The sequence below is a fragment of the Pseudonocardia petroleophila genome (assembly GCF_014235185.1).
GTDB lineage: Bacteria > Actinomycetota > Actinomycetes > Mycobacteriales > Pseudonocardiaceae > Pseudonocardia > Pseudonocardia petroleophila.
Genome location: NZ_CP060131.1, coordinates 5,738,444 through 5,764,626 on the forward strand (window position 1 = coordinate 5,738,444; position 26,183 = coordinate 5,764,626).

Here is a 26,183-nt window from a genome sequence, read left to right on the forward strand (position 1 = left end):
CGGCCCCACCCGGCGGTGCGTCAGCCGGCGGATGCGACCTCGGCAGTGGCCTCCGCAGCCGGGGTGCCGTCCTCGCCTTCCGGTTCGGCCGCGGTGGCGACGTCTTCATCGGCGCCGCGCGCCCTGCCATCGCCGGATGCGCTGTCCGTGCGCTGGACGAGGGTTGCGTCGGTGTCAGAGAGGACGAGCTGCTCGACCGGGGACAGCGGGTAGCCCCAACCACGCAACGCCGCGAAGTAGCTGCGGTTCTCCGCGGACGGGTCACGCCAGGTCTGGCGGCTGGTGGCGTCTTCGGCCGCGCCGAGCAGTACGGCGAGGCTCAGCAGGGTCGCCCGGACCGGGGTGGCGGTGGCGGCGAGGTCCTCGATCGGGTTGGGCCGCGCGGCGTAGACGGTCCCGGTCGGGGCCAGGCCCAGCAGCTCACAGGCGGTGGGGTGCCCGGACTCCATCGCCCGGCGCAGGTCGTGCCCGGCATGCGCGAGCGTCGACGCGATGTAGGACAAGGCATCGCGCGGGGCGGTACGTCGGGAGAGGAAGCCGCGCATCCAGTCACGGCGTACCGCGGCGGCCGAGGCCCAGTCGCGATTGTTCGCGATCACCCGGCGTCGCTCGGCCTTGGCCTGCTCGGCGGCGAGGGCGAGCTCGCGTGCCGTCGCGCCGTCGCCCCCGTCGCCCCCGTCGCCGCCGGCGCTGTCGGTCGGCGCGACACGGCCCCAGCGGGCGACGTGGCCGTGCTCGTCGGCGGCGGTGCACCAGTGCACGACCTTGAGCCGCGGCTCTCGGTCCCATCCGCGGTGCACCTCGACGGTGGCCGCGTGGCCGGGGCACCCGCCGTGGGTGTCGGGGTCGAGTTCGGTTCCGCTGGGTGTCTGCGCGTCGAGCCGCAGCCCGCTGATCTGCGCCGCACCGCCGGTGTTGTCTGGATCGAGGACACGCACGCCCTGTTTGGTCAGCTCGGCGACGGTGTCGGCGACCTGGCGAGCGTCGGCGCGCTGATCGCGAAGCCGCTGGGCGACGTGCGCGAACTGGGCGGGCTCCTTGGCCGCGGTCACGGTGAGCGCCTTGACCGCCTCGACGTCCGGTCCGTCGGGGCTGTCGAACTCGGCGATGACGGCGACCTGGTCGAGGGTCAGGTCGTAGCGCTCCATCGCCGCGGTGGCGATCTCGCTACGCGCGACCGTGGTGGTCTGCTTCGCCCGGGCGGTCGGGACGTGGGTGCGGCGGGCGATCTGCCCCGCGGTCAGCCCGAGGTCGAGCAGCTGCTGGTGCGCGCGGACCTCGTCGACCTCGCTGGTCCCGGCCCGGTGGTGGTTCTCCTCGAGCTGGTCGACGATTCGGTCGATCACCTCGCGACGGTCATCGGCATCCGGGTCATCGCCGGGCCGGCCGGGCTCGACGAGCACCGGGACGCTGTCGCGGCCGGTCTCGACCGCGGCCAGGGTGCGGCGCTTGCCCTTGCGCACGACCAGCGCGCCCTGGTCGTCGCGGCGGACGATGATCGGTTCGCGGACGCCGCGGTCGGCGATCGAGCGCAGGAACGGCTTGTCCAGCGCGACGTCGCGGCGCACGTTCTGGCCGATGATCAGCGTCCGCGGATCGACACGCAGCAACTCGCCCACCGGCTCGTCGTCGTGGCTGTTGGACGTGTCGGCGTCGGCCCGCTCGGTCTCGGCGCCGGCAGTGGTGACAGCGTCGGCGGTCGTCTCGGCGGCGTGCCGGTCGTCGATGGCCGGCAGCTCGTCGAACTGTGCGATGTCGGTGGTGGTCTGGTCGGGTTTGGCGGTGAGGGTCACGGCTGGCTCCTGGGAGGGTTGGCCGGAGCGCGGCTCCAGCGGTTTGGGCGCCCCGGTGCGGGGCGCACTCGTCCAGGGCAGCGCCGTCCGCGGCGGGCGGGGGTTCCGGCTACGCCAGTCAGGGTGGACCGGCGGCGGCCAGAGGTGACCGGCCCGGGTCGACTGAACGACGGTTCACTCCGATGGCGACGGCCGGGTCCATCGGCCGTGGCCGCGGGCCGGCGTGCCAGAGTGCGGCGCCTCGCACCCGGGCGCCCCCGCGCCGACATCGGATGACCGGGAGTGGCGGCACCCTGATCAATAAGCAGCATGGCGCCACTTCGGTCGACATCGTCCTGCTCACGAAGCCCGCCGTCCAACTGTTCACCCCGCTGTAGCTGCGCCAACGGCGCAGGCGCCGGGTCCGGGCATGTGAGCGATGGCCGTTCACAGGCGATGCCGGCCCGACCGACGTTCCGGTGGCCTTACCGCTGCGGCTGTGCCGGAACGTGGTGAATGCCGAGGTCTCGGCGGCTGACACGCTCGGCCGAGGTGTGGGGTCACGTCGGCCGAGCGCCAGTCCGCTGGTCCTACCGCCCGCCGGCATCCGCCACCGGTGGATGCTCCGCCGAGTGGTCGCTCATCGAAGCCCGACCATCCAGGCCCCGGCGCCGAGTCCGGGTGACGATCAGGTCGGCGATCTGCTCCTCGGTCTCCGCGCCGACCTGCCGCACCAGCACGGCGGCGGCACGGTCGGCGGCATCCGGGCCGACCCGCAGGTCCCGGGTCGAAGCCAGCGACGGCCCGTCCCAGGCGAACCGGCCCGGCCCGGCCTGCACCGCCCACGGGAACGCCCACACCGGGTCCTCGGTCGGTGCGCCGGCCAGCAACACCGCGACCCCACCACCCGGGGTGTCGATCACACAGTCGACGCCCACAGCGCGGACCAGCTCGGCGATCCGGTCCAGATCGACCACGGCGTACCCGTCCGCGACTTCGGGCGGCTCATCGGCTGTCTCGCGCGTCGCGCCGCCGGCCAGGGGGTGCTCTCCCCCGCTGGGGGCCGGGGCGGCTGTGATCACGCGGCCGTCGAACTGGCCGACCGTTCGGTCCGGGTCGACTCCCAGCCGAGCGAACCACTCGCAGACGATCGCGACTACGTCCCCGCCGTTCCACGACCCGTCGACCTGCTCGACGCTCTTGAGCTGCACGAACAAGGCGAGCACGGCTCGTACCCCCGGCTGGTCGACATCCAGGACCAGGCGCTCGTCGAGCTGTTGCCCGGCCAGCAGGCCGGCCAGCTCGGCGGCGGGCACCACCCGCGGCGGGAGCGGGTCACGCCCGCGCAACCGGTCGATCTCGTCGTCGACACCGACCACCGGGGGCAGGCCGACGCTCCGGGCCCGAATCTGGTCCATCAGCGCGATCGCCGCCCCGCGCCGGTGCGCGCGGCGCCAGCTCGCGTCGGTCCACGCCCGGAGCCCGTCGTCGGGTTCGATCAGGTCGCGGCACGCCAGCAGCACCCGGTTGTCCGGTGGGTAGCTCGCCGGGGTGACGTCGGGATGTGCGGTGTCGTACACCATCAGATGCACCAGGTCGTCGACCACGGCGACGCGGGCCACCAGAACGTACGTGGCGGCGCCGTGGTTGGGCTGGTGGATGAGGTCTCCGACGCGCAACTGCCCGGCGGGGATCGTCGGGAACGAGCTCACGTGCGGCGGCATGGGGGTCATTGCGGTGGTCCTTTCTCGGAGATGAAGCTGATGAGGCGGGGCCGGTCCCGGCAGGCTCGCCCGGGCCCGGCCCCGTGGCGTGGCTATGCGGCGTGGGCGGCGGCCAGGGTCATCGCGCGCAGCCCCTGGCGCTCCAGGTCATGGGCGGCGTCGGCGTCGGCGAGGGTCTGCGCGACCGAGGTGACTGCGTGCAGGACACCGCCGGAGGTGATGTCGGAGCCGGAGATGAAGTGGGCCAGGATCGTGGCCTGCTGTTCGGTGGTGAACCGCAGCGCCTTCCCGACGTGCTCCAACGTCGCGGCCGGATCGCTGATCGCGACCCCGGCGGCGCGGGTGATCTCGGCCAGCTTCGCCCGGACGTAGCCATGGTCCAGGAACGTGGCCACGGCGTCGCGGGCCTGCTTCACGACCAGATCGAGCACCGCGTCCTGGGTGTCGGCCGACCAGCGCACCACCCCGTCGGACAGCCGCCCGCCCAGGTGGACCTCGCGGACGGCATCCTTCGTGAGGGTCATGCCGTTGTCGCAGACCTGGACGGTGAGCTGCGGGGTCAGCGAGAACGAGCCGTGCCCGGTCTCGGAGTTCGACACCACGAACCCGGCGAACACCACCGGGTTATCCGCACCCCGCGCCCCGGTGAACGGGCTGCGGTAACCGGCCAGCAGGTCGGGGGCGTACTCGGCGACCTGCGGGGCGCGGACCTTCACGTACATTCGGCGCTCGGTCAGGTCACAGCTGGCAATGTCGACCGGCACGCCGGCGCTGCGGATGCCCTCCAGTCCGGCCATGAGGACGTCGAGGTTGTCCACCATGCGGTAGGAGTCCGACAGGAACGCCCGCGCCACCCCGGTCCCGCCGTCCGGGTTGTGCAGGCCGCGGACCAGGAAGCGGCGGTCCGGGTAGTCGGCCAGCCAGGTGTTGACGTTGGCGTCGTAGAGGCCGATCTGCTCCGCGCGTAGCCGGCGCAGGTAGGGCAGCGGGATGCCGAGCTTGTCGGCGATCCCGGCGTCGGCTGTCGCGGTCGGGCGCAGCACGGTCTCCCCCACCGTCACACCGTCCGGGGTGAGCCGGGGCTCGCCGACCCCGATCAACCGCAGATGGCCGTTCTCGGCGAGTAGGTGTCGGGCGGGGGCGACGACGTCGAGCTTCGCGGCGTGTTGGGCCTGCAGCAGCGCGACGAGGTCGGCGACGGTGGCGTTGCGGGTGGTGAGGATCGTGTCGGGCGTGGTCATGACAACTCCGAGAGTGAGGTCCGATGCGCCGCGCGGATCGACACGGCGACCCCATCCACCGGGTGGGGCACGACTGCACGGCCCGACGGCGGCGCGAGCGCGGAGGACCCAAGCTCTCGCTCGATCGACGCGGGACCGCTGTACGTCTGTGTCCGCGTCAGCCCCCGGTGACGGGGCGGTATCGCTCGCATCGGGCGGGTGCTGTGGCCCTTCGCAGCGAGCGACGACGCCGGGCAGAGTCGAATGCCCCATCCGGTGGGGGACCCGCTGCTTCCTCCGGGAACCCGGCGGGCACCTCGTCGATCTGGCCCAACCGACGCACGCGCCTCCCCCGTCTGGTTGTGGTCGATCCCGGCCTGCGCGGGTTCACGCGAGCAGTAAGCAGGTCGACCGCGACAGCCCGACTCAGGTGGACGTGCAGGCCAGAACCGGCGCGCTCGCCGCAACTGGCGGCGAGCATCGACCCACCCCAGCATCATGATCATGGGCAGGGCGTAGCGCTCCTGCATTTGCCCAGCGCGCCACGGGCTGCGTCCAACCCGCCACCAGCAGATCGCACACCACACGCGCAGGAACCCTGGCCTGCGGCAGCTGCGGCGGCACGAGCAGCAGCAACCCCCACGCGGACATCAGACCCGAGATCCTCGCGGCGTAGCGGTGTGCCGTGCGTCGCCACCCGGATGACCCCACGCCGCCCGCACCCGCTGGGCGACGACCGCGACACGCATGATCGTGTGGCCCAGCGTGACGACGACCCGGTCGCCAAGCCCGAATATCGCCGGAACCACCTGTGGCGAGGACGACACGCGTCGACATGACCGGTCGTCGTCGCGATTCTCGGTACGGTCCTCTCGGGGGCCGTCTCGGATGGCGAGCCCAGGAAGGCCAGGTGCGTTCCGAGGTGACCTATGACCTCGAGCAGCTCGGGACCTCGGGCTTCCAGGACCTCTCAGCAAGTCTGGCCGTCGCCGTGTTCGGTCCGGAAGTCCAGGTGATGGGCGCGGGTCGCGACGGCGGTCGCGACATGTACGTCGAGGGCACCCACACCTGGTCCGATCCGCGAGCACACACAGACAGCGATCCGGGCGATCACCAAGTGCGCAGCGACGATCCAGCCGCCTCGGAGATCTGGACCGACTACACCGTCTTCCAGGTCAAGCAGAAGGCCGTTCTCGCAGCGCGCCCGCAGGACAACGCGGCCTGGCTGTGGTCGGAGGTGCGCAAGGAGCTTGAGCTGTGGGTGACGACGTCAGCTGGCCGACGGCGGACACCTCGCCAGTTGGTGTTCATCACCAACGTCGCGCTGACGCCGACACCGGAGACTGGCGGGCACGACTACCTGCTGCGGAAGATCACCGAGTACGGGGACGCCTTAGCCGGTTCGTCCCGGGACGCGAATACGCAATCGGCGGCTGCTCGTCGCCGCAAGCTGCAGCGTCTGCGGAAGATCGAAAAGATCAGGTTGTGGGACCGGAAGATCGTATCCGCCTTACTCAACGTTCACGGAGATGTCCGACGGGCGTTCAAGGCCCTGATGAGCGTGCCCGATGTACTGGCCGACCTGGCCGCCCTGAGCGACACGTTGCCGACGCACGAGCTCGAGGACGGACTACGCCGTCACGCCAGGACGGCCCTGCTGAACGACGGGAAGTTGTACTTCGCCGAGGCGGGCGGGGACAGCTCGTCGGTCCAAGTCCACGACGTCGCCGTCGACCTGCCGGTCCTGGGGGCCGACGCTTTGGGCAACGAGCCCGGCAACCCCGACGGCCCGACCCGTCGATCGTTGATCAATTTAGTGCTGGACCAGGCCGATCACGTGTTGAAGCCGGGCGTGGGTACGTCGCCCGCCCCGCGGCACCTGATCTTGACCGGCGATCCGGGCAACCCCAAAACGACGATCTCCCGGCTGCTGACGCAGGCCTACCGCGCAGCGTTGCTGCGGGACGCCGGAACCTGGGCGCTGATCACAGCACGGTCATAGATGGCACGCAGCAGGCACTGTCACGATTCGGACGGGCTCTGCCTCGTCATCCGCGCTGGCCGATCAGAATCGACCTGGCCGAGTACGCCGAAGAACGCGGACACCTTATCGACGACACGCTGATCCGCTGGATCGCCGAGAAGGTGACCGCCACCTCCAACACCGGTACGGTGACCGCCCGGGCCATGTACGCCTGGCAGACCGAGTGGCCGTGGTTTGTCGTGCTCGACGGCCTGGACGAGGTCACCGAGCCGAGCGTGCGTGCAACGGTCATTGAGCGCGTCATCTCCTTCGTCAACGAGGCGGAAGGTGACGATTGCGACGTGTTCGTCCTGCTTACGACACGCCCCTTCGGCTATATCGAGAACATTTCACCGGCGCACTTCCGCACCCTGTCCCTCGCCGACCTCACGCCGGAAGAGGCCATCAGCTACGGCACCGCTGTCACCAACCTGCGGCTGCGCGACGACGAAGAGCGCCGGACCGCCGTGATCAGGCAGCTCAACGACGCCGCCGAGTCAGAGTCCTATCGACACCTGCTTCGCACCCCGCTCCAGGTGCTCATCCTCACGATCATCATTGATAGCAGCGCCGGCAACCTCGCACCGGACCGGTTCAGCCTGTTCTGGGGCTACTACAACACCGTGTTCACCCGCGAACGCAACAAGCGGACCAGTCTGCGCACCTTGCTGCTCGACCGCGAACCGCAGATCACCAAGCTCCACGAACTCGTCGGCTACGAGTTGCAACGCCGTAGCGAGGGCGGCGACCGCTCCTTTGCCGCACTCAGCGAGGACGAGTTGCGCCGCATCATCCGCGACAACCTCACCGACGCCGGTCACGAACCCGGCGCGGCCGGCGACGACCTCCTCGAGCGGATCCTGACCGCGGCCATGCATCGCCTGGTCCTCATCGCCCCCCGTGGCAAGCACGGCTTCGGTTTTGACGTGCGTCCGCTACAGGAAATGAGCGCCGCCCGGCATCTCACGAACGGTGACTTCGACGATGTCACCGAGCGACTGCGGCGCATAGTCGCCAGCCCGCACTGGCGCAACACATGGATCTTCGCCGCCGGTCGGATCTTCGCCCAGAAGCAGGACCACCTTCTGCCCCGCATCATCGACCTCGTCGACACGATCGACAACGCAGCTCCACGCAGACTTGGACGTGTCGCTCCCGTGGGCCCGCGTCTGGCGCTCGACCTTCTTGACGACGGAATGGCCCGGGCGTGGCCCATCTTCTGCAACCGGCTCCTCCGGCTCGGCCTCACTGTGCTGCACGAGCCCCAGCCGCCGGACCTGCCCGCAATCACGCGTGTCTTGATGCGATACGCGGACACCGGTTCGACCCAGCGCAACGCGGTGGCCGATGAGATACGCAACCTCCTCGCCGGTACCAGGATCACCCGACTCAACATCGACTACATGCAGCAGAACGAGATGGAGGCTGCCGAGGTCCAGGTCCACATCCGGCCGACAACCCGCGGATTGCGACTCGTGCGCAAGGACCGCAATCCCGTCTTGCTCCGGCCGTCGGACCGGACTGGGACGAGTTCGCAGCCGAGATCGAGACCGCTCCGGTGACCGGAGCGGACCGCGAGATCCTCGACCAGGCAGCCGCAATTCTACGGTGCGGCGCGTTAACTACTACGCAGGGACAGGAAGCTATCCGTCACGCCCTTCTCAGTACCGAGACGGCGACCGCGCTTGAGGCAGCACTGACTCACGTTCACGTCCGTGAGGTCACTCCCGATCTGTTTATAAATCTACGCGATCACGTCCTTCCGGACATTTATCGCACGGCTGCACACCGCAGCCCCGATCCATAGACAGTCACCCTCGCCGCGGAGCCGCGAGCTTCTGGCTACGCACAGCTTCCGCCCTGTCTTCGACATACCATCGAACACGGACATGATCAGGTCGTGCGCCTCGGCGTCAGGGTCGATCGCTTCTCCTTACGGCGCGACGCCGTCGCAGCGTAATGATCACTGCCGCCACTGCCACCACGACTGCACCCAGCGGGAGTGTCAGATGAACGGTGTAACCGGTCGTGATGGCTAGCTTCCGTTGCTGGGAACGATACGTCCGGCGAAGGTGATCGCGAAGGCGTTCAGCGCCGGCTTCCAGCGCATCGCCCACCGGGCCCGGCCCTTCCCGGTCGGGTCGAGCGCTCGGGTGACCAGGTAGAGGCACTTGAGCGCGGCCTGCTCGGTCGGGAAGTGGCCGCGGGCCTTGACCGCGCGCCGGTAGCGGGCGTTGATCGACTCGATCGCGTTCGTGCTGCAGATGACCTTCCGGATCTCGACGTCGTAGTCGAGGAACGGCACGAACTCCGACCAGGCCGAGCGCCACAACGCGATGATCGCCGGGTACTGCCCGCCCCAGGTCGCGGCGAACTCGGCGAACCGGTCCTCGGCGGCCGCCTCGGTGGGCGCGGTGTAGACCGGGCGCAGATCCCGCGCCATCTGTTCCCAGTAGCGGCGGGAGGCGTAGCGGAAGGTGTTGCGGATCAGGTGCAGCACACAGGCCTGGACCAGCGCGTGGGGGCCACACGGTGGTGATCGACTCCGGGAGGCCTTTCAGGCCGTCGCAGACCACGATGCAGGCGTCGACCACGCCGCGGTTCTTGATCTCGGTCAGGACGTGGAGCCAGTACTTCGCGCCCTCGCCGCCGTCGCCGGCCCAGATCCCGAGGATGTCGCGGTGCCCGTCCACGGTGACGCCGATGACGACGTAGAAGGGCCGGTTGGTGACCTGGCCGTCGCGGACCTTGATGTGGATGGCGTCGATGAACAGCACCGGGTAGACCGCGTCGAGCGGACGCTGGGCCCATTCGCCCAACTCGTCGAGGACCTTGTCGGTGATCCGCGAGATCGTGTCCTTGGAGACCTTCGCGCCGTAGACCTCGTCGAAATGCGCCGCCACCTCCCCGGTGGTCAGGCCGCGGGCGGTCAGCGACAACACGATCTCGTCGATGCCGTCCAGACGCCGTTGGCGCTTGCGCACGATGACCGGGTCGAAGCTGGCGTCCCGGTCACGGGGCACCTCGATCTGCACCGGCCCGATCTCGGTCAGCACCGTCTTGACGCGAGTCCCGTTGCGGGAGTTGGGGTTCTCCTGCCCGGCCCGGTCGTGGCGGTCATAGCCCAGGTGCTCGGTCATCTCCGCCTCCAGTGCGGTCTCGAGCACCGTCTTCGTCAACCCGGTAAGCAGACCGCCCGGGCCGACAAGCTCCACCCCCTCGGCCCGGGCTGCTTCCACCAACTGCTGGGCGAGCTGCTGCTGATCAATCCGATCCGGCACAGGCTCGATCGTCTCGGTCATTGCTGATCCCTCCCCCGAGCTGCGCTCGGCGTGTCGGACCAGTTACACCGTTCGTCGGACAGTCCCCACCCAGCCACGCCCAGATCGGGACGGACGGGCGGTCGTTGGACGCGGATGGCTCACTGGAACCGGCCATCCCGGCGTGCGGCCCTGGATGCCGCATGTCCGGGCCGTTGATGTCGCCGGCGACAGAGCCGGACACGGTGAAGGTGACGGTACCGCGCACAGGATGCCCGTCGAAGGCGGTGGCGCCGTATCTCAGGATGTACTGGTCGTTGAGCAGGGTCGGCAACGGCTGTACGACCTGTGTCGACGTGACCGTTGGGGGCACCAGCTGCGCCTGGAATCCGGCCGATCCGATCAGCCTGATACTCACCGAGCTCGCATCGATCGCCTCGCCGAACACCAGCGTTACCGGACGATCGACGCCGACCACACTGCCGCCGTCGACGGGGTCGCTGCTCACGAGTTCGCTGTGGGCGAGGGCCGGACCACCGGACAACACCATGAGTGCGTAGATGATCAGCGCCGCCAGTACGGCGCGCGGTGCGACGCCGACGGGGACGCGACCAGTCGCCGCATCCACCACGCGCCGTCGCGCCACCGGACCTCCGTACTTCGGGGCGTCGCATCGACGCCGATGCGCGCGGCGAACCGTATCCACCGGGCTCTCGCGCTATCGCTCCGCCTGCCGCGGACCGGTGGTACCGAACGATGGCACCCCGCGCCACGCCAGCAGGACGGCCACCGCCGCTCCGCACGTGAGAGCGGCGTCGGCGAGGTTGAACGAGGCGAACCACGCCACGTCGATGAAGTCCACGACGGCGCCGCGTGCCACACCGGGCTGGCGGGCGGAAGAGCCGGTCTACGAGGGACGAACACGGCTACCCGGCGAGACGGCGAGGGCGAGCACGGCGACGAGCCCGCCGACCCAAAAGGGCGGCCGCGGCGACGTGCACCCTCAGGCTGTCGGTGGCGAGGTCGTGGGATCCGCCCACCGCGGAATGTCCCGAGGCTGCGACCGGCAGCAGACCCGCGACGGCCACCACGCCGTTGCAGCCCTGGCGTCCGTGCTGTATCCCAACTTCACTGAACACTCGATCGGCGCTAACCACTGCTCGACGACGTCACGCTCCGCCTGCATCGGGCGGTGCGCGCGAAGTTCGACCCCGACGGCCTGTCCCGGGCCGACAACCCATCCCGGCGGTGCCGTGACAGCCCCTGTCCCAGACCCCGACGGAGGACGACCGATGAACCAGCTGTCCGCAGAGCAGGTCGGCGTCGCCGTCGTGGGCGGCGGCCAGGCCGGCTTGGCCATGGGGCACGCGCTGACCCGCCGCGGGCCGCGGGACTTCGTCATCCTCGATGCCGCAGACCGCATCGGGGACAGCTGGGACTCCCGCTGGGACTCGCTCCGCCTGTTCACCCCGGCCGGCCATACCGCGCTGCCGGGCCTGCGGTTCCCCGGCCCCCCGGACGCGTATCCCGGCAAGGACGACGTCGCGAGTTACCTCAGGCGGTACGCGGCCCACTTCGACCTGCGGGTGCGCTCCGGCACCCGGGTGGAGCGGCTGGCCCACGACCCGGGCGGTCGGGGCTTCGTGCTGACGACGAGCCGGGGCACGGTGCGGGCCGGCCGGGTGGTGGCCGCGACCGGGCCGTTCCAGGTGCCCGCCGTGCCCCGGGTGAGCGCCGACCTGGCGCCGCGGGTGGTGCAGTTGCATTCCAGCGAGTACCGCAACCCGGCCCAGCTCCCGGCCGGTCGGGTGGTCGTCGTCGGGGCGGGGAACTCGGGCGCTCAGATCGCCACGGAGCTCGCGGAGACGCATGACGTCACGCTGGCGGTCGGCACCCGGCAGCCCAGCCTGCCGCAGCGCCTCGCGGGTCGGGACCTGTTTTTCTGGCTGACCCGCACCCGCGTCATGGACATCACGGTCGAGTCCCGGCTCGGCAGGCGGCTGGCCACGAAGGAGGCGCTGATCGGCACCCGGCTGGCCGACGTCGGCCGGCTCGGTGTGCGCCTCGCCGGCCGACTCATCGCCGTGGACGGCGACACCGTCTCCGTCACCGGCGGCGAACCGGAGAAGGTGGACGCGGTGGTCTGGGCCACCGGGTTCCGGCCCGACTACTCCTGGTTGCCCACCGACGCGGTCGGCGCGGACGGCTGGCCGCTACACCGCCGCGGCGTGAGCCCGGTTCCGGGCCTCGGGGTGCTGGGCCTGCCGTGGCTGCACACCCGCGGTTCGGCGCTCGTCGGCTGGGTGGGCCGGGACGCGAGTTGGCTCGCCGAGCAGCTCGGCTGAACCTCAGGGCCGCGGGGTGGCGCCCGCGGGAGCGCTGCCTCACTCGTTCGTCGCGTCGAGCAGCTTTGACAGCAGCACTCGGAGTTCCCGGTGCCCGCGCTCGCCCAGGATCTCGATCACCTGGTCCTCGATGCCGTCGATCGTCTGCCGTCCGGCCGCCACGGCGTCGCGGCCGCGCTGGGTGAGAACGATCAGTTTCGCTCGGCCGTCGCCGGGGTCGCGACGACGTACGACGTACCCCATGTCCACGAGCTCGTCGACGAGTTCGCCCATGGACTGAGGGGTCATGTTCGCCTTCCGCGCGAGGTCGGTGAGCCGCGAGCCGTCGGGAGAGATCTGGGCGAACACGGCGGAGTGCTTGGGCTTCTGCGGGAAGCCGGCACCGACCACGCCCTCGACGATCTGGAAGCCCAGCAGGCTGTAGGCCTGGCCCAGCATCGACACCGTGTTCAACCGCTCCTCCATTGACAACGCCCCATCCACAAAGTATTAAGGCTACCTGAACATCTCGCGTACCGCGCCAGTGGGGCGAGTAGGAGTGATGACCATGACGCATGTCGGGACGGGCACGTTTCCTGCCATCTCGGTTCCCGTATGGGTGAGCCGCGCCGGTGCGGCCTGCATGGCGGCGGGCCTCCTCGGAGCCGTCAGCGGCATCCTGTTGGCCGTGTACCCGGGCCAGGTGTCCGAGGAGATGTTCAGCTATCCACTCACGGCGGGCGGTTTCACCGTCATCCAGGTCTGGTTCTTCGTCCAGCACCTCGGACTGCTCGCCGGCATCGTGGCACTCGGCCGAGCGCAGATCATGGCGCCGGGTCGGAACGCCCGCTGGGGCACCGGCCTCGCCGCGGCGGGAATGGCCCTGCTTGCCGTCACCGAGCTGATCGCCATCACCGCACGCGACTCGACCTACCCCGGCAACGGCACCGGCCTTCTCGACGTGCTCTACGGCGTCTCCACCATCGCGGTCGGGGTGGGACTGGGTCTGGCCGGCATTGCCGTGCGCCGCGGGGGACGCTGGACGGGATGGCGCGGGCTCGTGGTGCTGGTCGCCGGCATCTTCGTGTTCGTGCCGATGTTGCCCGCGTTAATGGGCCCATTCGTCCTCGCACGCCTGGCCATCACGGCCTGGATGCTGCTCTTCGCGGGCCTCGGCTACGCGCTGTGGAAGGCCGAAGCGTGATGGACAGCCGCATGATGAGCAGCCACGCGGTCACCGGCACAGCGGCACGAGTCACGGACATGGCCACCGGTCATCCGCACGGCGGCTCGTCGCCGTGGACCTGGGTCGCCGGGGGCGCGGTCTGCGGACTGGCCTGGTCGGCGGCACTGCGTGGCTACATGGTCGAACTCGTCGGGGACGGGTCGACCTTCAGCTGGGGCGGGACGTTCGGCGCACTCCTGCTGCCCGGCGCGGTCACCGGCGGGCTGCTGGGATGGGCCGAGCACCTGCGACGGTCCGGGCCGCCGCGCAGGTGGCGGTGGCTGGCTCTCGCGCCGCTGGCCCTCGCCGTCGCACCCATGCTGATGCCTGGCGCGGTCACCACACTCGTGACGACCGGCATGGGAAGTGCGGCGATCGCGGTCGCGCTGATGGGCATCGTGGGCGGATACGCGCTGTCCGGACGCGGCCGTCGATGGCCCAGGGTCGTGTGCGGTGTCGTCGGCGTCGGTTTCGCGGCCGCCCTCGCCGCGGCGGTTCCGGGTATGACCGATCCTCCGTTGTCCCTCACCGAACCCCGGGGAGCCTGGGCGGCGCTGCTGGCGGCGTCCCTGTACGCCGTACTCGCCCTCGGCTGTTCGATCCCCCACCGGCACGCCGTGCCGGCCGGCGTCGAACCCCGCTGAGCCGGCAGAACGGGAAGGAGCACCACCGTGGTCGTCATCGCGAACCAGACCGTGGTCGCCTGCACGCCCGAGGAACTCTTCGACTACTGCGTCGACATCCGCAACGAGGTCGAGTGGAACCCCACCGCGACGTCGATGGAGAAGCTGACCGACGGGGCGGTGGGCGTCGGCACGAAGTTCCTCGCCCGCTGGAAGGGAGCGCCGTCAGCGATCGAGGTCGAGTGCCTGGAGTTCGACCGGCCCCGCCGATGGGTGCACGACAACGGTGGGCCGATCGCGGTGACCTTCACCGGCAGCGTGGATCCGGTCGACGGCGGGTCGCTGCTGCGCGTCCGGTTCGACGCGCGGCCGCGCGGGTGGTTCCGGCTGGTGTTCCCGCTGTTCGTGGTCATCACACGCCGGCAGGAGAAGGCCAACATGACGCACCTGCGAGCGGCCGTGGAGCGGCGCGCGGGTGCCGTCCCGGGACCGGCCTCCCGCGACATGCCGATCATCCACCGGATCTTCCGGCGCCAGTTCGCCGAGGTGCGCGCCCTACTGCCCGGGGTACCGGCGACCGATGCGGTGCGGGTGGGTGCGGTCGCCGACCACCTGGGGTTCCTGCTCGACAGCCTGCACATGCACCACACCACCGAGGACGACCTGATCTGGCCGAAGCTGCTCGACCGCGTCGGCCGCGACGCCCCACTGGTGGAGCGGATGGCCGCGCAGCACCAGGGCATCGACGGGTCGGTGGCCCAGGTGCGCGCAGCGCGGTCGGCGTGGCATTCGGATCCGGCACCGACCACGTCCGCGGCACTCGCCGACCGGATCGGCGAGTTCCTCGCCGTCCTCGACGAACATCTCGACGACGAGGAGCAGGCGGTGGTGCCCCTGATCGACCGGCACCTCACCGCGGCCGAATTGCAGGAGGTCGGCGAGCGCGGCTTCGAGAAGTTCACCCCGGCCCAGCGTTGGATCGCCCTCGGGCAGCTGCTGGAGGTCGCGACGCCGGCCGAGGCCGCGACGTTCCTCGACGACCTGCCGCTGCCGATCAAGGTGCTCTGGCGGATGGTCGGCAGGCGCCGCTACCACAGGTACATCACGGCCGTCCGCGGTGAACGGCCGAGCTGAACCGGGGCGCACGATGACCGCGGCGGCCGCCGCCTGCTCGATCCTGCTCGGCCTGGGCTTCGGCCTCCCGGGCGCGTACGGCGCCTGGTTCTACTCGCGCACCGGCGAGATGTGGACGTTCCTCGGCTTCCCGACCTACGGCGGCGGCCTGTTCGAGCGCTGGGGATGGCCGACGAGTGTCGCCCTGCTGCTCGGCTTCGTCGCCGTGTGCGTCGCCGAGGTCGTGGTCGGCGTGCTGCTCTGGAGCGACGCCCCGGCAGCTTTGTGGCTGGCGCTGGCCCTGCTGCCGGTCGAGCTCGTGTTCTGGATCGGGTTCGCGCTGCCGTTCGGACCGCTGCTGGGACTGGCGCGCACCGCGCTGGTGGTCGCCGCCCTCGTCACCGGCGACGCCTGACGCGCCGGATAACCCTGGCGGGCTGCCTCCACCGCGACCACACCGACCCGAGTGAACGAGGAGGAGTGATGGATCCGAGACGGACCGCCCGATGGGGCATCGCGGCCAGACTCACCGGCCGCCGAGGAGGCACGATGGCTCGCGCGAGTGCGGTCTTGCGCGGTGGCCGGGTGGACGTGGCCGCCGCCGCGTGCGTCGCGGGGGGCGTCCTGGGGGCAGTACTCGCCGCCTACCTGGCGGGAGCGAGCGGGGCCGCCCGCGTCTACCCGCACCCCGTGCCGGGTTCCGCAGCCCTGCAGATCGTGCTCGCCCTCTGCCATGTCGGGCCGATCGTCGGACTGCTGTCCCTCTGGTCGAGCGGCGTCGTGCCCAGGACACGCCGCGCCCGGCTGGCCCACCACGCCGCGGTGGCCGTGCTGGCCGCGCTCACCGTCGCCGAGGGCGTGGCGATCTCGGTGCCGGTGTCGGCGTCCGGTGCGACGCCACTGGCCTTCGCCGTCGTCTACGCGGCGTACACCGCCCTCCTGGGGATCGCGTTGCTGGTGCTCGGCGCCGAGGTGGCGCGCGGTGGCACCTGGCAGGGCCCGCGGCGGCGGCTCACCGCGGTCCTGGGGCTGTGGCTGCTGGTCGCGGTTCTCCCGGCGCTCGCGTTCGCGCCCGCGCTGGCCGGCTGGGCGGTCGCGGCCTGGCTGCTGCTGTTCGCTGTGCTGGGGGTGACGCTGGTGCCGCGATCCGGGCGGCCCGAGGCCGAGCGCGCGGCCCTCCCCGCCCGCGCCTTCGCGGTGGTGACGTGGGTCTATGTCGCCGGGTTCGGGAGCGCCAGCGTCCCCGTCGCGGCGTCGCTGCTCGAGTCCGGGCAGCTGCCGTCGTTCTTCGGGGTCTTCCGCATGCTCGCCGGCCCGTGGTCCGTCGGGGCGTCGCCCAGCACCCTTCTCATGCTCACCGCCGGCTTCTTCGTCCTGACCCTCACCGCGGCGTGGGCGGCGTGGCTGGTGCGGCACGGGTCGCGCGCCGGCGCCGTCCTCGCCTTCGTCCTGCTGCCCGTCGAGGCGCTGTTCTGGTACGGGCTATCCCTGCCGATCCCATGGCTGCTCGGCGTCGCCCGCCTCCTCCTGCTGGTCGCGGCGTGGCGGACGGTGGGCGCCAGGCCGGCAGCGCTCAGAAGCTGATCGTCGGGGCTGGCATGGCCCTCGTCATATCGATACCTGGCCCTGGGCCAGCTCCTGCTTGATGTGGCTCGTCCGATAATGAGACATGGCTAACTGTTGATGATCGCGGCGTCTATGCTTTCGGTTCATGCGCGCTGTCGCGGCACGTCAGCAGAGTCATCACTGCTGTACACGACCCCACACCGAGGCCGTCGAGGACTTCCTCAAGGCGGTCTTCGACCTCACCACTTGCCGAGGTTCGGCGACCACCAGCTCCCTCGCCGAACTGCTCGGCGTAGCGCCGCCGTCGGTGTCGGCCATGCTCAACCGGCTCGCCGTCGACGATCTCGTCGCGCGGCCCGCAGCTCACCGGGTCGAGCTGACCGACCACGGGAGGCGGCACGCGGTGACGGTGGTCCGCCGTCAACGGCTGGTCGAGGAGTTCCTCGTCAGGGTGCTCGGTGTCCCGTGGGAGGACGTGCATGCGGAGGCCGACATCCTGGAGCATGCCGTGAGCGAGCGGCTCCTCGAGCGCATCGATGCCTTCCTCGGACATCCGACGCATGACCCGCACGGCGATCCGATCCCGCCGCGCCACGGCCACCACGACGATGGCAGGCCACCCGCGCTGAGCCAAGCACGCCCGGGGTCGCACATCGTGGTCAGCCGGGTGTCCGCCCGCGACAGCACCGCTCTGCGCTATCTGGGAGAGCTCGGCATCCGGCCGGGTGTCGCGCTCGAGGTACTGGAGCAGGCCCCTTTCGGAGGGCCGCTGTGGGTCCGACTCGACGGGCGACGCATCCCACTGGGCCCGCAGCTGGCCGATCTCGTCTTCGGAGGAACCACATGACGTCGCGACGGCGGTTCCTGGCCGGTGCGGGCGGGGTTGCGCTCGCCGCGCTTCCCGTCCGCGCATCCGCCGACACCCCTCCGCATTACAGCCCGCCTGAGCCGGGCCCCGGAGCAGGCTCCGGCGGGGGCCACTCCGCGATGGGCGGCGCGAACGGTGCGACGTTCCGCGGCGGTGCCGGTGTCGACCACGCGGCCAACGGCTTCGACCCCCGCACCCTGCTGCGCGAGTTCGACTACGGCACGGTCTCCACCGAGAACGGCCGCACCGTGCGCGACTGGACGATCCGCGCCGAGGACCGCGACATCGAGGTCGCGCCTGGCGTGGTGTTCCCCGCGTGGACGTTCAACGGCTCCATCCCCGGCCCCACCCTGCGCGCCACTGCCGGTGACCTGATGCGCGTGCGCTTCGTCAACGACTCCGAGCACCCCCACACGATGCACTTCCACGGCATCCATCCCGCCGAGATGGACGGCGTCCCGATGGTCGGGCGCGGCATCATCTCCCCGGGCGAGGAGTTCACCTACACCTTCGACGCCGAGCCGTTCGGGCTGCACCTCTACCACTGCCACGTCGGGCCGCTGGCCGAGCACATCGCCCGCGGCATGTACGGCACGTTCATCGTCAACCCGCCCGGCGGCCGTCCCCCCGCCGACGAGATGATCATGGTGCAGCACGGGTACAACACGACGTTTGACGGCGAGGGCAACCAGCTCTACGCCGTCAACGGCATCCCGTTCGTCTACATGAACGATCCGATCCAGGTCCGCCGCGGCGAGCTGGTCCGGATCTACCTGGTGAACATCCTCGAGTACGACCCGATCAACAGCTTCCACCTGCACGGCAACTTCTTCGACTACTACCCCACCGGCACCCGCCTGGAACCGAGCGAGTTCACCGACACCGTCATCCAGGCCCAGGGCCAGCGCGGGATCTGCGAGATCCGGTTCCCCTACCCGGGGAAGTTCATGTTCCACGCCCACAAGACCGAGTTCGCCGACCTCGGCTGGATGGGCTTCTTCGATGTCGTGGACGGAGCCGAGTCATGAGCACCACCGAGGAGAGCCGCGACGCCGAGCGCCCGATGGACCCGGACGCCCGGGCTGACGCCGAGGGGCCGACGCCGGCCGAGACCCGCACCGGCAGGTCCGGGCGGGTCCCGCTGTGGGTCCTGGTCGTCGGCCTGGTCGCCGTCCTGGTCGCGGCCCTGGGCGGTCTGGCCGCCTACGGCGGGCAGACCCTGCCCGAACGGTTGGGCCCCCCCGGTCGAGGAGCTGGCCGTCGAGCGCACGGTCATCGCACCGGGCTCGATCGAACTGGTGCTGCGCAACACCGGCCCAGACCCCGTCGCCGTCGCGCAGGTCTTCGTCAACGACTCCTACGTGGACTTCACCGGCGCGGATGAACCGATCGGCCGGCTGGCGGCCGACACCCTGGTGCTGAACTACCCGTGGCAGGACGGGCAGCCCTACACCGTCTCGATGCTGACCTCCACCGGGCTCGTGATCGAGCACGTCGTCGACGCCGCCGTCGCCACCCCGGAACCCGGGTTCGAGTTCCTCGGCCTGATGGCCCTCGTCGGCACGTACGTCGGTGTACTGCCCGTGCTGCTGGGCATGCTGGTGCTGCCCATCCTGCGCCGCACCAGCGGACGCGTGGTCCGGGTCCTGCTGGCACTGACCGTCGGTCTGCTCGCCTACCTGGCCCTCGACGCCCTGCTCGAGGGCCTCGAGCTGGCCGCACTGTCCGGTGGCGCGTTCGGCGGCCCGGTCCTCGTGTTCCTCGGTGCCGGGCTGGCCTTCCTCGCCCTGACCACCGTCGACAAGGTGCTCACGGGCCGCCGGCCCGACGAGCGCGACGCCGGTTCGGCCGGGATGCGACTGGCGGTGATGATCGCCATCGGGATCGGCCTGCACAACCTCGGCGAGGGCCTCGTGATCGGGTCGGCGTACGCGGTCGGCGAGCTCGCGCTGGGCGCCGCCCTGATCGTGGGCTTCGCCGCGCACAACACCACCGAGGGCCTGGCCATCGTCGCCCCGCTGACGACGCGCCGCCCGTCGCTGTGGTCCCTGGTCGGGCTGGGCCTGATCGCCGGTGCGCCCGCCATCCTCGGCGCCGTGGTCGGCGCATCGGTGGACAACGCGGGCCTCTCGGCTCTGCTGTTCGGTGTCGGCGTCGGGGCGATCGTGCAGGTGATCATCCAGATCGTGCCCGGGCTGCGCGACCGCACCAGCGGTCGCCTGCTCGATCCGGCCATGCTCGGTGGGCTCGGCGCCGGCGTGGTGATCATGTATCTGACCGGTCTCCTGGTCGCCGCCTGACAGTGAGAGGCAACGTCCGGACGGCCCGGACTTTCGCAAACCGGTCATCGTGGGGCACGCTCCAACGGTGAGCAGCGGGGTCACCACCGGAGACACCAGGTCGGCCCGGATGTTGTGAACGGATATGAGCACGCCGCCGTTGCGGTACGACGCCTCGGCGTCCGCCTTGCGGCAGTAGCCGCCGTACTCGCCTTGGTCGCAGCCCTCGGCGGAGTCGCCTTCGTCGCGGCCTCCGCGCTGATGAGCAGCGCTGCGCGCCAGGGGGCGTGCACTCCGTCCGGCGCAGCGGTGCCGATCAAGGCAGGAGGCGACGCCGGGGTCAGCGGCGAGCAACTCTCCAACGCCGCGGCCATCGTGGCCACGGGTCGCGAGCTCGGTGTTCCCGACCGCGGCCTCTGGGTGGCCCTGGGTACCGCACTGCAGGAGTCGGGCCTGCGCAACCTCGACTACGGTGACCGTGACTCCCTCGGCCTGTTCCAGCAGCGTCCATCGCAAGGCTGGGGCAGCCCCGCGCAGGTGCGGGACCCGCGCTACGCGGCCACCCAGTTCTTCGAGAGGTTGCTCGCGGTCCCCGGCTGGACGGAGATGCCGCTGTGGCAGGCGGCCCAGACCGTCCAGCGCTCCGCGTTCCCCCTGGCGTACGCGAAGTGGGAACAGACGGCCGCGGACATCCTCGCGGCGGCCGGCTCCGACGCCACCGTCCTCGCCGCGTCCGCGAGCACGGCCTGCGCCCCCGGCAGCGCCGGATCGGCGCAGGCCTTGGAAGGCGCCGGCGCGGGTTGCACGGCCGAGGACCCGACGAGTACCCGCGGCTGCGTGACCCCCACGACCGCCTACGCCCTGGCCCAGGCCGAGGTGGCTTTCGGCGGGCTGAGGTCCGGACCGGTGATCCGATCGGCCGGCTGCTTCGCCAGCCGACCGGGAAACCCGACGAGTGATCACCCGCGCGGCAAGGGATGTGACCTGTTCCCCGGGGAGGGCGGGCGCTTCGCCCGGGGCGCCGAGATCGACAACGGGTGGCGGGCCGCGGAGTGGTTCCGCGCCAACGCCGACGCGCTGAGCGTCGACTACGTGATCTGGCAGGGCCGCATCTGGACCAGCGGTTCCGGTGACGAGGGAGGCTGGGGCCAGCGCTACAGCGGCGGCGGTGTCTACGACCCCTCGGACGCCACCGGCGGGCACTACGACCACGTCCACGTCAGCTTCCGAGCATAACGAGCGCATCATCGCAAGGCCGCCGATGATGGCCTACGGTGCGAACACCAGGCCCACCGCCCCGCAGGTCAGGGCCACCATCGCGGCGAGCAACGGGTACTGCACGCGGGTGGCGATCGGCGCCGGGAACATCCGCAATGAGCGGTCGTGTGCGCTCACCGCGGCCGCGAGGTGTCCGATCACGATCGCGCCGAGCTGGACGAGCGCGATGGTCGTCGTGCCAACTATCGCGTAGTCCACGGTGCGGTTCGCGGTGCCGAACAGGTCGGTGCCGTTCCCCAGTGGATCGCTGGCCAGGATGAACGTCAGCTGGCCGTCGAACAACAGCAGCGAGAAGTAGTGGGCGATTGCGTAGCCGGCGGCGATCGGGACGAGGGTGGGGGCGTAGCCGGCCGGGAGCGGCGCCCGGCCGGCGCCGGGCCATGGGTCCGGTCGGCGGGTTGCCGCGAGGTAGAGCACAACGACCGCGGCCGTGGCGATCACCAGACCCGCGGTGCGCCATGCCGGCCCGTCGGGCACGGCAGCGGCCCAGAACGAGGTCCGGGACAGCCCGTCGAACGCGGTGGATCCGACGAGCACGAGCACGACCGCCACCAGCCCGGGTACTGCGGGCACGGAGCCCAGCCCGTCGATCGGGTTGCGTAACACGAGCCGCCCGTCGGCGCGACGGCCCAGCGGGGCGAGGGATCCCAGCAGCGTCGAGTACACCTCGAAACCGTCGCCGCGGTCGAACCAGGAGCGGCCGAACACGAGTGCGGCGACGACGTGGACGGCGGAGTATCCGAGGACGAAGGCGGCGACCAACCGAGGGTTGGCCGGGTCCGGATGGGCGAGCTCCAGCCAGAGGAAGACCCCCAGCGACGCCGCTGCAGGCCAGATCCCGATGCGGTCGGGGAGCCGGCGCAGACCTTTGTCGGGGTCGACGCGTGCCACGCGGGCCACGATCGCGTGCAGGAGGCGCAGCGGGTTGAGCAGCCGCCACACCGGCCCCAGCAGCAGCGATGCGGGGACCAGCCCGACCCAGAACGTCACGTACAGCGCCCACGGCGCCACGTTGTCGCTCGGGTCGTCCGGACCGAACAGTCCGATGACGACGACCGCGGTGGCGGCGAGCAGGCCGGCGACCCGCAGGGCCTGGCGCAGCAGCGAGCTGTCGAGCGCCGCCGCGATCGGGCCGGGGAGTGGACGGCCCGCCGTGGTGCCGTCGGGCCGGGCGGTGCGCCACCGGAGTGCGAGTACGGCGAAGGAGATCACCACCGCGAGGCCGGCGCCGACTGCGGCGAGCTCGGCCGGGACCGGCAGGTCGCTGCGTGTGCCCACACCGTGGGCCAGCAGCATCAGCTCACCTCGAGCCGGGCGAGCGGCTCTCCCGACTCCTCGAGCTCGATCTCGAACACCCCGGGGATGTCTGCGGTGAACGACAGGGTGGCCGAACCTCCCGCCGTGACGGGCGCGGACAGATCGTAGCCGTGCAGGTGCACCTCGTCCGCGACGTCGCTGGTGACGGTCAGCTCCACGGCCTCGCCGAGTGCAACGGCGATCCTGTCCGCTGCCCGGTCGGAGCGGCCGTCGGCGAAAGTCAGCGCGATGACCGCAGCGGTGGGGACGGCGGTGGACATGGCGCGGGAATCGGCAGCCGGGTCGGTGGTGGTCGGGGCGCTGGCCGGGGGGGTCGCCTGCGGTGCGCCGCAGCCCGTCGTCAGGACGAGTGCCCCGACGAGGGCCGCGGTGACGATCCGCGAGGTCCGGCTCACCGCAGGCCCCCGGACCGCTCGGTGACGTCGGCGGTCGCGTCGTCTCCCCCTGGCGGCGGATCGTCGTCGCCCACCGGGACAACCGGGGTGAGGGCGCGGAGCACCGCTAACCCGGTGAGGAACAGGCCGATCCCGGCGCCGAAGGTCAGCACGGTGGTGAGCCGATCGAGGTCGGCGCTCCACCCGAAGGGCAGCACGGCGTTGGAGAAGCCTGCGGTGCCGAACGCGGTGACCATTGCGAGGACGGCGCCTGCCAGCCCGCAGAGCAGCAGCCCGAACCGGCGCCCCAGCACGGTCAGGACCACGCCCACCGCCCCGGCGAGCCATGCCGCGAGCCCGGGTCCGGCGCCACTGACGACGACGAAGAGGTAGTCCTGGTCATCCGGGACCAGCGCCGCGCCGAGGACGTGGACCATGTGCCCACCGACAACGAGCACGGTGATCGCCGCCGTCGCGAGGGCGGCCCACCTGCGGGTCAGGCCCATGGTCCCCATCGTTCCGGCGACGACCGCGGCGACGGCCGTGGCCAGCCACCACACCCCCGCGGGCGGGGCCGGGGGGAAGACCTGCTCGCCGTGCACGGAGACCTCGCGGTCGCCGACGAGCAACGGCACCGACCAGGCCCGGACGCCCTCGGCCGGGACCGGGAGCATCGCGGCGTCGATCCGCGAGTCGGTCCAGCGGGCGGTCGTACCGGGGGGGACGATCGGCTCCACCCCGCGGGTGGGCCCGGCCGGCACCACCTGCACGGTCTCGCCGGTGTCGTTGACGATGCGCAGCCGCGCGCCCATCTCGATGACCGCGACGGCGAGGCCGGGCACCGGCGGATCCACGGAGAGGATCCGGGCGACGCTCGGAGATGCCTCGAGCGCGCCCCCGTGAGCGGCGGCGGTGCCGGAGGTCAGGGGGAACAGGACGGCGGTGAGCAGTAGGGCCGCGCCGGCCCGGGCGGCGCAAGGCAGGAACGATCTCAACGCGGGGCATCCTCGTGGTCGGGACCGGCGGGGTCCACCACGCGGTCGAGCAGGTCGGTCACCGGGTGCGGGGCCGACCGGTACAGGACGGTGTGCCCGTCACGCTCGGTGCGTACCATCTCGTGCACGCGCAGCAGGCGGAGCGAGTGGGACACCGTGGTGGCCTTGAGCCCGCTCGCGGCGGCGAGATCGGAGACCGAGATCGGACCGTCGCGGGCGATCAGGACGAGCAGCATGAGCCGGCTGGGATCGCCGAGCACGGCGAACCAGGCGGCCCAGCCGACGACCTGTCGCGGATGGCTCACCCGGCGCACTCCTCGTTCCGCGGGGGACGAGCACTGGCCTATCCTGCAGAGGTGCCGACGGTGCTGCCGGAGCGCCGCCGCGACCGGCCGTCGATCAACGCACCGAATACGAGCCCGACCACGGTCCACAGCACGAGCTGACCACCGATCGACGCCACCCGGAAGTCGTAGAGCACGGCCGCCGGGAAGCCGGCCGGGGTCTCGGCGACCGTCGGCAGGAGGAACCCGACGATCCCCACCGCGACGAGATAGGCAGCGGCCGCCACCAGGGTGGCGTTCCACGAACCCGTCCGCACGGCGAGGCTACGGCCCAACATGACCGCACCGAGGGCGAGCAGCACCGACAGGATGATCAGCACCATGAAGGGTCCGGTGCGCTGCCCGACCGTGGCGTCGAGCGTCGACGCCGGCGGGTTGGCCGGGTATTTGACGAACGGGACGAGGGCGACGGAGACGAACCCGATCCCCGCGATCACCGCCGCGGTCGCCCGCGCGCTGAGCCGTCCGACCCGCCCGACCACCGACGCATACACCAGCGACAGGATCCCACCGACCACCACGCCGTAGACCAGCGCGGCGGTGGCCAGCCCGAGGGTGCTCTGGATCCCCCGGCTGACGAGCGGCTCCTCGGTGGACACCTCACCCGCCGCGGCGGCGACCTGGTCCTCGTAGCCGATGGCCGCCTCGACGGCAGGTTCCCCGAACAGGTAGGCGAACACGAAGTAGGCCAGACCGGCGACGAGCCCGGCGATCATGCCCCGGATCAGCAGGGTCCTCACCATGACGGGTGTCCCGGCCCTCAGTGGCAGGGGAAGCCGAGGAGGTGGCGCCCGTCGTGCACGAACTCGTGCAGCATGCTGCCGGAGATCAGCGACGTAGCGCCCTGGTCCATGCCCACCAGATACAGCAGGGAAAGCAGGATGACCCCGGCGAACACCGCCCACGGCAGGAGCTCGTTCAGGGGGATGGTCACCGGGGTGGACGCGGGGAGTGCCGCCGCATGAGCCATGATCGGATCTCCTTGTCGGGAGGCCGCCGTCCACGTACTTCCGGGCGGCGCCTTTACTCACCTGAACATATGTTCAGGTGACAAGTGTCGGGTGCGGGCCGGATCGGTGTCAAGGACTTCGGAGGGTTTGATGAGCAGCAGGATCACGCTGGTGTCCCATTCGTCGACCTCGGCCACCAACTCGGCCGCGTTCGCCTCGGACGAGCCGCTCGACGCCCGCGGGGCGGGCTGGGTCGAACAGGCCCGCGGACGGCTGCCCCGGGCGGTCCGGGTCTTGACCTCGCCGGCGCCCGCGTGCCGCCAGACCGCCGCCGGGCTGGGGCTCCCGGCTGTGATCGAACCGGCACTGGCCGACTGGGATCCCGGCCGCTGGCGTGGCCGGACGCTTGACGACGTCGCTGCTGCGGAGCCGCACGCCGTGACGACCTGGCTGTCCGAGCCCGGCTCGGCGCCGCACGGCGGCGAGTCACACGTGCAGCTGCTGGCCCGCGTGACCGACTGGCTCGACACGGTGCCCGACGACGGTCACACGGTCGCGGTGACCCACTCGGCTGTCGTCCGGTGCGCAGTGCTCGCCGCGCTCGACGCACCACTCCCGGCGTTCTGGCGCATCGACGTCGCCCCGATGACCGCCACCCAGCTTCGGGGATCGCCCGGTCGGTGGACACTGCGCTCCACCGCCGTGCCACTGGTCCCGCGGAATGGCTAGACGGTGCGGGCCGGCACCGGCGCTGTTGCTCGAGCCGCCGTGGTGGTCAGTGGCCCGCGCTCGCGCCGGTGGTGCCCGCCGTGCCCGCCGCACAGCCCGTACGCCAGCCGCAACCATCCCCGTCGACGGCCGCCTACAGCAACCCGCCGGCCGTCTCCGCCCTCTCAGCGATGAGGGCCGCGCGCGATCCACCCGCGGA

Annotated in this window: 25 protein-coding genes and 1 pseudogene; 13 read left to right on the forward strand and 13 right to left on the reverse strand. The window is 71.2% G+C overall.

Annotated elements, in window-relative coordinates; all coding sequences use genetic code 11:
- Positions 1-20 precede the first annotated feature (20 nt).
- From H6H00_RS28130 to H6H00_RS28140, 3 genes are all read right to left on the reverse strand, one after another.
- Positions 21-1,793: a ParB/RepB/Spo0J family partition protein gene (locus tag H6H00_RS28130; protein ID WP_185718669.1), complete on the reverse strand. Its 1,773-nt coding sequence runs from the start codon at positions 1,791-1,793 to the stop codon at positions 21-23.
- Positions 1,794-2,362: 569 nt separating this feature from the next.
- Positions 2,363-3,505 (reverse strand): hypothetical protein, encoded by a 1,143-nt coding sequence (locus H6H00_RS28135; RefSeq protein WP_185718670.1) that lies wholly within the window; start codon positions 3,503-3,505, stop codon positions 2,363-2,365.
- An 83-nt stretch (positions 3,506-3,588) separates the two neighbouring features.
- Positions 3,589-4,737, reverse strand: a complete 1,149-nt coding sequence (locus H6H00_RS28140; protein WP_185718671.1) for a DUF932 domain-containing protein — start codon at positions 4,735-4,737, stop codon at positions 3,589-3,591.
- A gap of 889 nt (positions 4,738-5,626) precedes the next feature.
- Here H6H00_RS28140 and H6H00_RS28145 point away from each other — a divergent pair.
- Both H6H00_RS28145 and H6H00_RS28150 read left to right on the forward strand, forming a co-directional pair.
- Entirely contained in the window at positions 5,627-6,718 is a 1,092-nt protein-coding gene (locus H6H00_RS28145) for a hypothetical protein (RefSeq protein ID WP_185718672.1), read from the forward strand.
- Between the two features lie 143 nt (positions 6,719-6,861).
- On the forward strand, positions 6,862-8,301 hold the full coding sequence (locus tag H6H00_RS28150; protein ID WP_185718673.1) for an NACHT domain-containing protein: 1,440 nt from the start codon (positions 6,862-6,864) through the stop codon (positions 8,299-8,301).
- 473 nt (positions 8,302-8,774) lie between these two features.
- Here H6H00_RS28150 and H6H00_RS28155 read toward each other — a convergent pair.
- From H6H00_RS28155 to H6H00_RS32925, 3 genes and pseudogenes are all read right to left on the reverse strand, one after another.
- Positions 8,775-10,041 (reverse strand): annotated as a pseudogene (locus H6H00_RS28155) (IS256 family transposase).
- Positions 10,004-10,645: a copper resistance CopC family protein gene (locus H6H00_RS28160; RefSeq protein WP_185718674.1), complete on the reverse strand. Its 642-nt coding sequence runs from the start codon at positions 10,643-10,645 to the stop codon at positions 10,004-10,006. The pseudogene H6H00_RS28155 and the gene H6H00_RS28160 overlap by 38 nt, the downstream one beginning before the upstream one ends.
- Positions 10,646-10,717: 72 nt before the next feature.
- The gene (locus H6H00_RS32925) at positions 10,718-10,879 is read right to left on the reverse strand and encodes a signal peptidase II (RefSeq protein ID WP_185718675.1); all 162 of its coding nucleotides are present in this window, start codon (positions 10,877-10,879) and stop codon (positions 10,718-10,720) included.
- A gap of 412 nt (positions 10,880-11,291) precedes the next feature.
- Here H6H00_RS32925 and H6H00_RS28170 point away from each other — a divergent pair, with 412 nt between their 5' ends.
- Complete coding sequence (locus H6H00_RS28170; protein ID WP_185718676.1) at positions 11,292-12,344, forward strand: flavin-containing monooxygenase; 1,053 nt, start codon at positions 11,292-11,294, stop codon at positions 12,342-12,344.
- 39 nt (positions 12,345-12,383) lie between these two features.
- Here H6H00_RS28170 and H6H00_RS28175 read toward each other — a convergent pair whose 3' ends face one another.
- Positions 12,384-12,782: a MarR family winged helix-turn-helix transcriptional regulator gene (locus tag H6H00_RS28175; protein WP_221776041.1), complete on the reverse strand. Its 399-nt coding sequence runs from the start codon at positions 12,780-12,782 to the stop codon at positions 12,384-12,386.
- Positions 12,783-12,885: 103 nt separating this feature from the next.
- Between H6H00_RS28175 and H6H00_RS28180 the strand changes: the two genes are divergently transcribed.
- The 9 genes from H6H00_RS28180 to H6H00_RS28220 all read left to right on the forward strand — a co-directional run bounded on the left by H6H00_RS28180 (position 12,886) and on the right by H6H00_RS28220 (position 21,233).
- A complete protein-coding gene (locus H6H00_RS28180) occupies positions 12,886-13,527 on the forward strand; it encodes a hypothetical protein (RefSeq protein WP_185718677.1) in 642 nt (213 codons plus the stop codon).
- Between the two features lie 59 nt (positions 13,528-13,586).
- Positions 13,587-14,192 (forward strand): hypothetical protein, encoded by a 606-nt coding sequence (locus H6H00_RS28185; RefSeq protein ID WP_185718678.1) that lies wholly within the window; start codon positions 13,587-13,589, stop codon positions 14,190-14,192.
- A 27-nt stretch (positions 14,193-14,219) separates the two neighbouring features.
- Positions 14,220-15,305 (forward strand): hemerythrin domain-containing protein, encoded by a 1,086-nt coding sequence (locus H6H00_RS28190; RefSeq protein ID WP_185718679.1) that lies wholly within the window; start codon positions 14,220-14,222, stop codon positions 15,303-15,305.
- Positions 15,306-15,318: 13 nt separating this feature from the next.
- Positions 15,319-15,699 carry a hypothetical protein gene (locus H6H00_RS28195; protein ID WP_185718680.1) on the forward strand — a complete coding sequence of 127 codons (381 nt, stop codon included), beginning with the start codon at positions 15,319-15,321 and terminating at the stop codon, positions 15,697-15,699.
- 170 nt (positions 15,700-15,869) lie between these two features.
- Entirely contained in the window at positions 15,870-16,868 is a 999-nt protein-coding gene (locus H6H00_RS32015; protein WP_221775690.1) for a hypothetical protein, read from the forward strand.
- Positions 16,869-16,995: 127 nt separating this feature from the next.
- Positions 16,996-17,697, forward strand: coding sequence for a metal-dependent transcriptional regulator (locus H6H00_RS28205; protein ID WP_185718681.1), 702 nt, complete (start codon positions 16,996-16,998; stop codon positions 17,695-17,697).
- Between the two features lie 140 nt (positions 17,698-17,837).
- Positions 17,838-18,746 carry a multicopper oxidase domain-containing protein gene (locus H6H00_RS28210; RefSeq protein ID WP_221775691.1) on the forward strand — a complete coding sequence of 303 codons (909 nt, stop codon included), beginning with the start codon at positions 17,838-17,840 and terminating at the stop codon, positions 18,744-18,746.
- Positions 18,747-19,016: 270 nt separating this feature from the next.
- On the forward strand, positions 19,017-20,018 hold the full coding sequence (locus H6H00_RS28215) for a ZIP family metal transporter (RefSeq protein WP_221775692.1): 1,002 nt from the start codon (positions 19,017-19,019) through the stop codon (positions 20,016-20,018).
- 192 nt (positions 20,019-20,210) lie between these two features.
- Entirely contained in the window at positions 20,211-21,233 is a 1,023-nt protein-coding gene (locus H6H00_RS28220) for a VldE C-terminal domain-containing protein (RefSeq protein WP_185718683.1), read from the forward strand.
- A 33-nt stretch (positions 21,234-21,266) separates the two neighbouring features.
- Here H6H00_RS28220 and H6H00_RS28225 read toward each other — a convergent pair whose 3' ends face one another.
- From H6H00_RS28225 to H6H00_RS28250, 6 genes are all read right to left on the reverse strand, one after another.
- Complete coding sequence (locus tag H6H00_RS28225) at positions 21,267-22,571, reverse strand: hypothetical protein (RefSeq protein ID WP_185718684.1); 1,305 nt, start codon at positions 22,569-22,571, stop codon at positions 21,267-21,269.
- Positions 22,571-22,987 (reverse strand): cupredoxin domain-containing protein, encoded by a 417-nt coding sequence (locus H6H00_RS28230; RefSeq protein ID WP_255425406.1) that lies wholly within the window; start codon positions 22,985-22,987, stop codon positions 22,571-22,573. The genes H6H00_RS28225 and H6H00_RS28230 overlap by 1 nt, the downstream gene beginning before the upstream one ends.
- On the reverse strand, positions 22,984-23,820 hold the full coding sequence (locus H6H00_RS28235) for a hypothetical protein (RefSeq protein ID WP_185718685.1): 837 nt from the start codon (positions 23,818-23,820) through the stop codon (positions 22,984-22,986). The genes H6H00_RS28230 and H6H00_RS28235 overlap by 4 nt, the downstream gene beginning before the upstream one ends.
- Positions 23,821-23,957: 137 nt before the next feature.
- A complete protein-coding gene (locus tag H6H00_RS28240; protein ID WP_185718686.1) occupies positions 23,958-24,266 on the reverse strand; it encodes an ArsR/SmtB family transcription factor in 309 nt (102 codons plus the stop codon).
- Between the two features lie 38 nt (positions 24,267-24,304).
- Complete coding sequence (locus H6H00_RS28245; protein ID WP_185718687.1) at positions 24,305-25,048, reverse strand: CbtA family protein; 744 nt, start codon at positions 25,046-25,048, stop codon at positions 24,305-24,307.
- 17 nt (positions 25,049-25,065) lie between these two features.
- Positions 25,066-25,275, reverse strand: coding sequence for a CbtB domain-containing protein (locus tag H6H00_RS28250; protein ID WP_185718688.1), 210 nt, complete (start codon positions 25,273-25,275; stop codon positions 25,066-25,068).
- Between the two features lie 130 nt (positions 25,276-25,405).
- On the opposite strand from H6H00_RS28250, the gene H6H00_RS28255 reads away from it, so the two are divergent.
- A complete protein-coding gene (locus H6H00_RS28255) occupies positions 25,406-25,984 on the forward strand; it encodes a histidine phosphatase family protein (RefSeq protein ID WP_185718689.1) in 579 nt (192 codons plus the stop codon).
- The last annotated feature ends 199 nt before the right edge of the window (positions 25,985-26,183 follow it).